The 2,005-nt window shown below is 48.6% G+C and carries 2 protein-coding genes and 1 pseudogene; all 3 read right to left on the bottom strand.

Features of this window, described 5'->3' with window-relative positions; genetic code table 11:
- A partial coding sequence (locus QCH34_RS11455) for a hypothetical protein (protein ID WP_300334285.1) occupies positions 1-292 on the bottom strand: 292 nt, incomplete at its 3' end.
- The gene (carA, locus tag QCH34_RS11460) at positions 285-1,346 is read right to left on the bottom strand and encodes a glutamine-hydrolyzing carbamoyl-phosphate synthase small subunit (RefSeq protein ID WP_300334287.1); all 1,062 of its coding nucleotides are present in this window, start codon (positions 1,344-1,346) and stop codon (positions 285-287) included. The genes QCH34_RS11455 and carA, both read right to left, overlap by 8 nt.
- 169 nt (positions 1,347-1,515) lie before the next feature.
- Positions 1,516-2,005, bottom strand: a pseudogene (locus QCH34_RS11465) (preprotein translocase subunit SecD); the annotation flags it as partial.

A 2,005-nucleotide genomic window follows, 5' to 3' on the forward strand; every position in this document is an offset into this window, starting at 1 on the left:
GGTTCAGCCCGGTCTGTCCGCCAAGGCCACTTAATATCCCATCCGGCTTCTCTTTCTCGATGATCTTTGCAATTATATCGGCTTTCAGTGGTTCGACATAGACAACATCGGCCGTCTCCGGATCGGTCATAATGGTAGCTGGGTTTGAATTTACAAGGACAACAGAGATCCCCTCTTCCCTGAGCGCCCGGCAGGCCTGTGTTCCAGAAAAATCGAACTCGGCTGCCTGCCCGATCTGGATTGGACCTGATCCAATCAGCAGCACTTTCTTTATGTGTGATAATTTAGGCATCCGGAATGCTCCTGTAGATCATATCAAAGATTGGTTCTTCCGTATCATGCGGTCCACCGTGGGCTTCAGGATGGAACTGGACACAGGAGATATTTAAGTAACGATCAACGAATCCTTCGAGGGTGTTGTCGTTCACATTTGTATAGCTCACCTGGCATCCTTCCGGAAGCGACTCCGCATCAACGACATACCCATGATTCTGAGTTGTTATGGATATCGTTCCATCACTGCACCGTACAGGCTGGTTTGATCCCCTGTGTCCGAATTTCAGCTTGTGGGTGTCTCCACCAAGAGCAAGTGCCAGGATCTGGTTACCCATGCAGATACCAAATATCGGGATCTCGCCGATGTATCGTTTGACGGTATCGATTGCATGTGTTGCACGTTTTGGATCGCCGGGTCCATTGCTGACGAAGAGTGCCTGCGGTCTGCAGGCATCTATCTCGTCTTTTGTTGCTGTGTAGGGGAAGACATATACATCCGCATCCCGCTTTTGCAGGCTGATGACGATATTCTTCTTCACCCCAAGATCAAGGACAGCGATCCGTTTTCCTTTGCCCCGTACATGATAGGGATCGGTGCAGGTGACTGACTGTATCAGATCAATATCTGAGATCTGCGGCGCCTTTCGTGCTATCTCAACTGCATACTCTCCATTATCATCCCCGACAATCAGTGCTGATCTGAGTGTGCCATGGAGCCGGGTATTTATTGTAAGCATTCGTGTGTCGATTCCTGATAGTCCATGCAGTCCCTGATCCTCAAAAAAAGTGATTAACGAAGGATTGTGTTTTGGGAATTTGCACACCTCATGAGTGATACATCCCCGTGCATGGATGAGAGGGTTCTGAAAATTTGCAAAATCTACACCATAATTGCCGATGAGCGGATAGGTAAACATGAGTAGCTGTCCCGCGTAGCTGGGATCAGTCAGCGCCTCCATATATCCTGCCATCTGTGTGGTGAAGACCAGTTCTCCGGTGCTTTCTCCTTCAGCACCAAAACCCTCTCCTACAAAAAAGTTTCCGTCTTCAAGCCCCAAAACCGCCTTCATGAATGACCATAATCATTCTGTTTCCATCTCATATTAACAGTGGGGGCAGATTGGTACTATACAATGGGGTTTTGGTTTGATCTGTGTTATCCTTCCTTGAAAAATAACCCGTTTGCCTGTTTTTGTATTGAATTATCGATTTTTTGTATGCGCGATGGAAAAAGGTGGATTATCGGGAGAGGATCGCCATGATGATCTTCCCGTATGCCGGCCGTGTGATGACGACTCCAATTAAGACGCCAAGGATGGTGATGATTGCAAATCCACGAAGTGATGAGAGATCCATCACGGCTAGCGGGAGCATCGCGATGATCATCGTGGAGGCGGCAACTATGATGATGCCAAGCGCCCGTGCGAGCCGTTTGAGATAGACATTTGGTGAGGGCACCTTTCCTTCGTGAAGTACTTCGTCGGTGATGACGACGAGCTGATCGATGCTTGTTCCAAGAACTGCAATAAGACCGGCAATAGCTGCGAGATCGAGCTGGGTAAAGTACCGTGCAATTCCAAGGAGGATAATGATCTCCGAGGTGTTGATCAGGAGCATCGGAATGACAATGCTTGGTTCACGGTACCGGTAATAGACGACCAGTCCCACAGTAAGGAGTGCGATGATACCGGCGATGATACTCATTATCTTGAAGTGTTCTCCAAGAGCG

This window comes from Methanocalculus sp., assembly GCF_029762515.1.
In the GTDB taxonomy this organism is placed as follows: Archaea; Halobacteriota; Methanomicrobia; order Methanomicrobiales; family Methanocorpusculaceae; genus Methanocalculus.

Coding starts and splice junctions, on each gene's coding strand:
- carA (WP_300334287.1), bottom strand. CDS start 1,346: ATGAAGGCGGTTTTGGGGCTTGAAGACGGAAACTTTTTTGTAGGAGAG.